The organism is Trebonia kvetii (assembly GCF_007827045.1).
Taxonomy (GTDB): domain Bacteria; phylum Actinomycetota; class Actinomycetes; order Streptosporangiales; family Streptosporangiaceae; genus Trebonia; species Trebonia kvetii.
The window spans coordinates 577,645-586,150 of sequence record NZ_RPFW01000007.1 but is presented as its reverse complement, the minus strand read 5'-3'; the positions used below and the strand labels follow the sequence as shown (position 1 = coordinate 586,150).

Here is an 8,506-nt window from a genome sequence, read left to right as displayed (position 1 = left end):
CATCTCTCGCAGAACGGTGCAAACCGGGCGATCCTGGCAGGGGTGGTCCATCAACTGGCAACCGGGGTGGTCCCATCCCCGTGGCAATAACCCTCGGCAGGTGGTCCCATGCTCATGGCAGATGACATCCTGCGACGCCTGCCAGGCCACTCGCAGGACGCTGCCGTCCTCAATGAAGTCCTCCTTGCACACCGCGAGGGCCTCTTCGATACGCAGACCGCAACCTCGCATCAGCCAGACGCAAAGCCCAGCGCCATCCACGACGCGCTTGGTGCCGGGGTTGACGCCACCATCGGCGACGAACTTGACCTGCTCGTACCTAGGGAAGACGAAGCTCTTCCTCGAGTACCTGCCGTAGTCGGCAAGTTCGATTCCTTCGAGGCGGTGCCTGGTGAGCTTGCCGGACTTCACCGCCTCGTCACATGTGCCAACGATGACGTGCCGCGCGTGCTGTCGTGGCGTGTTGCTCAGGTGCTTCATGGTGACCGCGAGGAGGTCTTGCACCGCATCGCGGGCGTTGGCCACCTGGGCCAGCGTCATCTTGCCAAAGACGGGCCTAACGTGCTTCTGGTAGACGCTGCGGTAGGCCGATCTGCTGTTGTTAGTGATCGGCAGACGCGCGATGTACGCCTCCGCCGCTTCCCCGAAGTTCTGCTTGCCGCTGCGCCCATGGTCGGCAAAGGTGATGTCTCCCGCCCGCTTGTCGAGGGCGAGCTTGAGTTGGAAGTCTTCGGCGAGCTTCTTACCGCTGCCGGAGCTCACCCGGCCGGTCGTCCTGTTCCGGGTGTCCTTGAACGACTTCTCAGCCTGTCTGTCGTTCACCCAGTAGCGCAGAGTCCAGGCGTGCGGACACTTCTCGATGGTGCTTGGCGGGCACGTATGCTGGCAGGTGCCAGTAGCGCACTTCCTGACCGACCCCGGACGGTGGTTCGACATGTCGCACTTCTTGAGGATCACACCTGCTCGGTTAACCGCAAGTGCCATGCTGCTCGCCTTCTCTGACTTTTCCCTGACTTAGACGAGGGTCACAGGTCCAATACCTGCGACAATAGATAGGTTAGATCACATGCCTGAGTTCATTTACAGCCTGCGCGGCGTCCGCAAGGCGCACGGTGACAAGGTCGTACTCGACAATGTCACGCTGAGCTTTCTCCCCGGGGCGAAGATCGGCGTCGTGGGCCCGAACGGCACCGGCAAGTCCACCCTGCTGAAGATCATGGCGGGATTGGAGCAGGCCTCCAACGGCGAGGCCCGCCTGATGCCCGGGTTCACCGTCGGCATCCTTGCCCAGGAACCGAAGCTCAACGAGGACAAGACGGTTCTCGGCAACGTCGAGGAGGGCGTCGCCGAGACGAAGAGGCTGCTCGACGAGTACAACGAGATCGCCGAGAAGCTGGGAGAAGACTACACCGACGAGCTGATGGAGCAGATGAGCAAGCTCCAGGAGCAGATCGAGCACAAGGACGCCTGGGACCTGGACAGCCAGCTCGAGCAGGCGATGGACGCGCTGCGCTGCCCGCCGCCCGACGCCGACGTGAAGACTCTCTCCGGAGGGGAGCGCAGGCGCGTCGCCCTCTGCAAGCTGCTGCTGCAGCAGCCCGACCTGCTGCTGCTCGACGAGCCCACCAACCACCTCGACGCGGAGAGCGTCCTGTGGCTTGAGCAGCACCTGGAGAAGTACGCCGGCACGGTGGTCGCGGTCACTCACGACCGGTACTTCATGGAGAACGTCGCCCAGTGGATCCTCGAGCTCGACCGCGGCCACGCCTACCCTTACGAGGGCAACTACTCCACTTACCTGGAGACGAAGGCCACCCGCCTCAAGGTCGAGGGCGCCAAGGACGCCAAGATGCGCAAACGCCTCGACGATGAACTGCAGTGGGTCAGGTCAAGTGCCCGGGCCCGCCAGACCAAGTCGCGTGCGCGGCTCGAGCGGTACGAGGAGATGGCCGCCGAGGCGGACAAGAACAAGAAGCTCGACTTCGAGGAGATCCAGATCCCGCCGGGCCCGCGGCTCGGCAACACGGTGGTCGAGGTCGAGCACCTGGTCAAGGGCTTCGACGACCGCGTGCTCTACGACGACCTGAGCTTCACCCTGCCGCGCAACGGCATCGTCGGCGTCATCGGCCCGAACGGCGTCGGCAAGACCACGCTGTTCAAGATGATCGTCGGCGAGGAGAAGCCGGACAGCGGCAGCATCCGCGTCGGCGACACGGTGAAGATCTCCTACTCCGACCAGAACCGCGCCCGCATCGACCCGAAGAAGAACGTCTGGGAGGCGATCTCCGACGGCGAGACGTTCATCCACGTCGGCAACGTGGAGTTCCCCAGCCGTGCCTACGTTGCGGCGTTCGGCTTCAAGGGCTCGGACCAGCAGAAGCCGGCCGGCGTGATGTCCGGCGGTGAGCGCAACCGGATGAACCTCGCGCTCACCCTCAAGCAGGGCGGCAACCTGCTGCTGCTCGACGAGCCGACCAACGACCTGGACGTGGAGACCCTCGGCAGCCTGGAGAACGCGCTGCTCGAGTTCCCCGGCTGCGCGGTCATCACCTCCCACGACCGCTGGTTCCTCGACCGGATCGCGACGCACATCCTCGCCTGGGAGGGCGGCGCGAACTGGTTCTGGTACGAGGGCAACTTCGAGGCCTACGAGAAGAACAAGATCGAGCGCCTCGGCGCCGAGGCGGCCCGCCCGCACCGCGTCACCTACCGCAAGCTCACCCGCGGCTAAGGTCCGCACCGCAGGCGGCCGAGAGCACAGCCGGCCGGCGTATCCGATGGGCTGCCGCTCAGTGAGCGGCAGCCCATCGGCAGCACACCGAACGGTCGAGTGTTTCACGCCCCCGCATCCGCCGCGGCCTTCCGTGCGCGGAACAGCAGCGTGTGCCCGACCACGAACATGATGTCGGTGAACCCGATCGTTTGCAGCCGGGTGAGGAACGCGGCGGGTTCCACCGGGTTGTAGACATCGCCCTCGTGGAACTGGTGCAGCCGGTCGCTCCAGCATGGTGTCGCCGAGGTCGACGCCGTGCGTGACGACGGGCAGGACTTCCTCGTGCAGGAACGCGGCCCACTCGGCCGTCCCGAGCAGCTCACCGTGGCTCTTATTCACAGCACGAGGCTAATTGACCAGGCCATCGCTCCCTAGGGCGCAAGCCGCCACCTTGTGTCGCGATTCGGCCATCTGCGGCGCCGCCACCGCGGGTCGAGCGTCCGCGCCCGTCGCTACGAGGTCAGCCGCGCGCACGCTTCCGTCGCGATGACGGCGGCGAGCTGAGCGGACAGCGGTACCCGCCCGGTCGCCTGCTTGTGCCAGTCCGGCCCGGCGAGTAGGTCATCCTCGTGCAGCGCCCGCGCCCATAGAGTGTCGCAGCCGGCGAAGAGATGAGCCCGCACCCGTTCGGAGTCGTCGGTGCCCGCGCCAGCCGACAGGGCGAGCCGCGCCGCATAGCGGTACCAGACGCCCTTGAAAAGCGGTACGTCGCCGCCGTCGCCGCGGTCGTCGGGCACGCCGTCGACGGCAAGCTCGGTGAAGGCGGCTCGCTCGGTGGCGAAGGCGCGCGCGGTCAGCTCGGTGCGCCCGACGGCCGCGAGCTCGGCGCACGCACCGATGTACAGCCCCTGGTTGTAGCTGAACTTCCAGTCATCGATCTGGCCGTCGTCCTTGCGGTTGATGCCGTCCTCGATGAACCCGTCAGGGCGGCGCAGCGTCGCGTCCAGCCAGTCGAAGGCTCGCGCCGACCAGTCCAGGTACTCCGCCTGGCCGGTGCGCCGGTAGAGACGGGTGCCGAGGATGACGAAGGTGCCGTTGGACGGCGTGTTCTTGTAATGGAGCTGCTGCTTGCGCCAGGCGATGCCGCCGCCCGCCGCGTCATTCCAGCCATGGTCGCGCAGGTGATGCCACAGCGCGGCCGCCGCCTGCCGGTACCGGTCGGACCCGGTGAGATCGGCGAGCCGGAGGGCGGCGATGCCCATCCAGCCCATGTCGTCGAAGTAGTCGTTGAACAGCGAGCGTCCGTTGCGCCACACCACGTACCGGAAGATCCGCTCCGCCTGCTCGAGCCGGCGCCGCGAGCCGTCGCGCTCGCAGGCGTCAAGGCGGGCCTCGATGGCGTGCGCCAGCCACCAGTAGTTCAGGGACTTGAAGTCCGTCACGGCGGCCGGATGCCAGTTGCGCAGCGGCCTGGCCCACGGCAGCCGCAGACGCGGGCCGAAGTAGCGGCTCAGGCTCTCCTGGAGCCGTTCCGCACGCTGCGGCCACGTCTGGTCCATGACCGGCACCCGGCGGCGGCCCTCAGGCCGGAGTGATGCCCAGGTCGCCCCGGCCCGCCGGGCCAGGCGCGTCCTGCGGCGCCACGTTGACAAGCGAGTGGGCGGCCATCACCAGGTAGTCCCAGAGCTGCGCGTCAAGCGCCGGATCCAGGTCAAGTTCGTCGAGTGCCGTCCGCATGTGCTTGAGCCACCGGTCGCGCTCGGTCTCGCCGATGTGGAACCGCACGTGCCGCATGCGCAGCCGCGGGTGCCCGCGCAGCTCGTTGTAGGTCGCGGGCCCGCCCCAGTACTGGATGAGGAAGAGCCGCAGGTGCTCCTCGGCGGGTCCCAGGTCCTTCGCCGGGTAGACGGCAAGCAGCACGGGATCGTCCGCGACCTCCTGGTAGAACCGGCGCACCAGCCTGGTGAACGTCTCTTCGCCGCCGACCGCCTCGTAGAGGCTGACCGGGCGTCCCCTGTCGTTGCTCATACCGTCCTCGCTCATGACGCTGCCAGCCTAGTCGCACGAGCACCTCAGGTCTGCGGCGGTTCTTCCGTGGCGGCGGCCGGGACTGACCTCAGGACGGCCGCCCCTGCTCACTCGTCCCTGATCAGGGTCACCGCCATGGTGGGCTTCTCGGCCGGCGGCGGCACGATGCCTGCTTCCTTCAGCGCTCGCTTCACCCGGGCGCGCATCTCCCGCTCGACCTCCCACTGGCGCAGCGGTGCCGTCTTCACCACCATCCGCATGGTGACCTCGGTGCTGGAGAGCGCCTGCGCGCCCCACACCTCGGGGGCCTCGAGCATGACCGCGCGCCAGATGGGCTCGTTCCACATCTCGTCGCCGGTCCGCGCGAGCAGGTGCCTGATCGTCGCCAGGTCGGCCGCGAAGGGTACCGGGAAGTCAATCACCGCCCGGGCCCACCCCTGTGACTCGTTGCCGACCGTGTCGATGGTGCCGTTGCGGATGTGCCACACGATTCCGTTGACGTCCCGCATGCGGGTGACCCGCAGCGTGACGGTCTCCACCGTTCCCGTCGCGTTCCCGACCGTGATCACGTCGCCCACCCCGTACTGGTCCTCGACGAGCATGAAGATCCCGGACAGGTAGTCGCGCACCAGGCTCTGCGCGCCGAAGCCGATCGCGACGCCGACCACGCCCGCGCTGGCCAGCAGCGGCGCGAGATTGATGCCGAGGTCGCCGAGTATTACGAAGCCGGCGATGGAGAAGATCGTGATCGACGCGATGCTGCGCAAGATCGCGCCGAGCGCCCGCACCCGCTGCTTGCGGCGTTCGTCGACGATGGCCGCCTCCGCCTGGGCGGCCGCGCCGTTGATCTCGCCCTGGCTGGCGCCGCCGGCTGCGTCGGCTCCGGCGAGCGCCGGTGCGTCGGAGAGCTGCGCGGCGGACGACGAGTCCGCCACCGCGGCCTGCGCGGCCGCGGCGTCGGCCGCCATCGAGTCGTCGGAGGCGCTGCGCCGCCGCCGCGCGCGGCCTGCGGAGCCGTTCCGTCCGTTTCCCGGCCTGCTCGGCACGAACCGCGAGTTCGCCATGCTGCCGCGCCATTGCGACAGCAGCGACGATGTGGCCCGCTCCGTCAGCCGGTTGATCACCCGGTGCACGATGAACTGGATGAGGAACGCGAGCAGCACCACGAACAGCACTTTAAGCAGCAGGTGCACCGGGCCGGCCAGGAAGCTGTTGGTGACCGCGGCGGCCTGTCCGTCGTGCGTGATGTTCCAGACCAGCCGGCAGGCCAGTCCCGGGTTGCTGCCGCAACTGCCAACCAGCGTGTCCGGCACGTTGTCCGCACCGAAGATCGACACCTGGACTTGCCCCAACACGACGAACCTCCTGTGATCCTGCGAGCGGAATCCGACCCTTCGTCTCCCCGAGAGGATAGGCGGCTGCCCGCGCCGGGGTGAGCGCTACGCCGCGAGGCATGACCAGGATCACCCGCGACGCGAGCGGATCGCTGAGCAGAAAACCGCGGGCCAGGCCTCTCGTCAGGTCGGCGGCAGCCCCGTCTCCCGCGCGACGAACGCCAGGCAGTCGCCGGACAGCGCCGCGGACAGCGACACCGCGCGCTGCGAGTGGCCCACCTGGCCCTCGGCGCGCAGGAGCACCGGACGGCCGGACGAGGTCGCGTGCTGCAGCGCCGCACACATCTTGTACGCGTGCATCGGGTCGACGCGCGAGTCGTTGGTGAAGACGGTGAACAGCACCGCCGGGTAAGCGACGCCGTCCCGCACCCGGTGGTAGGGCGAGTAGCCGAGCAGCCAGGCAAGCTCCTCCGGCTTGGCCGCGGAGCCGTACTCGACGTTCCAGGTCTCGCCGATCTTGAACCGCTCGTAGCGCACCATGTCGAGCAGCGGCGCCGAGCACACAGCGGCGGTGAACAGGTCGGGCCGCTGGGTGACGGCCGCGCCGACGAGCAGCCCGCCGTTGGATCCGCCCCACACCGCGAGCCGCTCCGGCGTGGTGACCCCGGTCTCGATCAGGTACTCGGCCGCGGCGTGGAAGTCGTCGAACACGTTCTGCTTGCGGTCGAGCATCCCGGCGCGATGCCACTCCTCGCCCTCCTCGCTGCCGCCGCGCAGCCCGGCGACCGCGTACACACCGCCCGCCTCAACCCAGGCGAGGATGCTCGCCGAGTATCCGGGCGTCTGGCTGATGTCGAAGCCGCCGTAGCCGTACAGGATGCACGACCTTTCTCCCGAACGGTTCCCTGTTACACCGGCCGGCTCGATGATCACCATCCGGACCGGCGTGCCGTCCGCGGAGTAGTACGTGACCTGCGACGCGGTAACCGCCGGCGGATTGTCGGCAGCCCCGGGCGATGCCGCCCAGGTGTCCACCGCGCCGGTCGCCGCGTCGTAGCGGAGTATCACCGGGGGCGTGGTGTAGTCGGTGTAGCCGAACCACGCCTCGTGCCCGCCCTCGGGTCGTTCCGCGACGCCGCCGACGGTGCCGATACCCGGCAGGGCGAGCGCGGACACCTGCTCCCCGGTGGCCAGGTCGTGCACCGTGACCTCGCTGACCGCATGCCTGGTCCGCGACACCACGAGCACCGGGCGGTCCAGGCCCTCATCGAGAATCGCGAAGCTGCGCAGCACCGCCGACGGGTCCTCGGGGACCAGGTCGACCCAGCTTTCCGGTCCCGGCGTGAACGGGTCGGCGACACAGATCCTGCCGCGCGGCGCGGCGAGGTCGGTGAGCACGTACAGCTTGCCGTCCCTGCCGACGCGCGGCGTGGCCATCGCGTCGAGCCCGGTCATCAGCGGGATGAGTACCGGCGCCGCCGGGTCGCTCGCGGTCAGGCTGGCGATCCAGATGTCTTCGCGGGGCGCGGTGCCGACCGAGGCGGACACGAGCAGCCAGCTGCCGTCCCTGCTGACGCTGACGCCGAAGTAGGTCTTCTTGTCCCTGCCCTCGCCGAAGATCAGCGTGTCCGCCTCCGGCGGCGTGCCGACCACGTGCAGGTACACTCGCCGGTGGTACTGCGTCTCACCCTCGGGCACCGCCTCTGGTGCGAGCCGCCGCGTGTAATAGAACGCCTTGCCGCCTGGCAGCCAGGCCACGCCGGAGTAGCGGCACCGGTCGATGGGACCGTCCACCACCTCCCCGGTCGCGACGTCCATCACCCGCAGCAGCGCCTCCTCGTCCCCTCCGTGGGAGAGCTGGTAGGCCAGTAGGCGGCCCTCCTTGTCCGGCGACCAGGCGTCAAGCGTGGTCCGCCCGGTGGCGTCGATAACCGACGGGTCGACGAGCACCCGCCCCGTGTCGTCCGGTGCAGTGCCGTCGTGGACATAGAGCACGGCGTGTTCCTGGTCCGGGTCGCGCCTGGTGTAGAACCGCGTGCCGCCGCGCCACGCCGGCAGGCCGACCGCGCCGACGCGCAGCAGCTCGCGCACCCGCGCGGTGAACTCCGCCGTGCGCGGCAGTCCGTCGCGGCTCGCCGCCCACAGTTCCCCTTCGGCGCCGAGCCAGCGCTGTGACTGCGGGCTTTCCGTGTCCTCCAGCCAGCGGTACGGATCAGCGACCTGATGACCGAACAGGTCTTCGACAAGATCGAGCCGGGTTGCCTCCGGGTAGCCAGCCGCCGGGTCCTGGACGCGCACTGAAGCCATAACCGCACCTTAACCGCTGCTCGTTACCATCCATTAACCAAGAATCCACGAATCGCCTTGTACTCTAGACCTAGTAACGGAGGCACGTGGCTTAGGTCACGCCGGGACCAGCCAGGCCCGGCGG

General features: G+C 68.5%; 7 protein-coding genes. 1 reads left to right on the top strand and 6 read right to left on the bottom strand.

The features are described 5' to 3' along the window. Positions 1-984, bottom strand: a 984-nt coding sequence (locus tag EAS64_RS34705; RefSeq protein ID WP_145859934.1) for a site-specific integrase, incomplete at its 3' end; no start/stop codon positions are given. An 82-nt stretch (positions 985-1,066) separates the two neighbouring features. Between EAS64_RS34705 and ettA the strand changes: the two genes are divergently transcribed. Next, positions 1,067-2,731, top strand: coding sequence for an energy-dependent translational throttle protein EttA (gene ettA, locus EAS64_RS34700; protein ID WP_145859932.1), 1,665 nt, complete (start codon positions 1,067-1,069; stop codon positions 2,729-2,731). Positions 2,732-2,835: 104 nt separating this feature from the next. Here the strand turns inward: ettA and EAS64_RS34695 are convergent, their stop codons facing one another. The 5 genes from EAS64_RS34695 to EAS64_RS34675 all read right to left on the bottom strand — a co-directional run bounded on the left by EAS64_RS34695 (position 2,836) and on the right by EAS64_RS34675 (position 8,382). Beyond that, positions 2,836-3,096, bottom strand: a complete 261-nt coding sequence (locus tag EAS64_RS34695) for a hypothetical protein (RefSeq protein ID WP_145859930.1) — start codon at positions 3,094-3,096, stop codon at positions 2,836-2,838. A 129-nt stretch (positions 3,097-3,225) separates the two neighbouring features. Beyond that, the gene (locus tag EAS64_RS34690; RefSeq protein WP_145859928.1) at positions 3,226-4,272 is read right to left on the bottom strand and encodes a glycoside hydrolase family 76 protein; all 1,047 of its coding nucleotides are present in this window, start codon (positions 4,270-4,272) and stop codon (positions 3,226-3,228) included. A 22-nt stretch (positions 4,273-4,294) separates the two neighbouring features. Then, entirely contained in the window at positions 4,295-4,756 is a 462-nt protein-coding gene (locus EAS64_RS34685; protein WP_246115996.1) for a globin, read from the bottom strand. A 92-nt stretch (positions 4,757-4,848) separates the two neighbouring features. After that, complete coding sequence (locus EAS64_RS34680; protein WP_145859926.1) at positions 4,849-6,096, bottom strand: mechanosensitive ion channel family protein; 1,248 nt, start codon at positions 6,094-6,096, stop codon at positions 4,849-4,851. 162 nt (positions 6,097-6,258) lie between these two features. Continuing rightward, a complete protein-coding gene (locus EAS64_RS34675) occupies positions 6,259-8,382 on the bottom strand; it encodes a prolyl oligopeptidase family serine peptidase (RefSeq protein WP_145859924.1) in 2,124 nt (707 codons plus the stop codon). Between the last annotated feature and the right edge of the window lie 124 nt (positions 8,383-8,506).

Bases quoted from the DNA above. Each gene is read 5' to 3' on its own strand.
- ettA (WP_145859932.1), top strand. From the start codon at position 1,067: ATGCCTGAGTTCATTTACAGCCTGCGCGGCGTCCGCAAGGCGCACGGT.
- EAS64_RS34690 (WP_145859928.1), bottom strand. From the start codon at position 4,272: ATGGACCAGACGTGGCCGCAGCGTGCGGAACGGCTCCAGGAGAGCCTG.
- EAS64_RS34685 (WP_246115996.1), bottom strand. From the start codon at position 4,756: ATGAGCGAGGACGGTATGAGCAACGACAGGGGACGCCCGGTCAGCCTC.
- EAS64_RS34675 (WP_145859924.1), bottom strand. From the start codon at position 8,382: ATGGCTTCAGTGCGCGTCCAGGACCCGGCGGCTGGCTACCCGGAGGCA.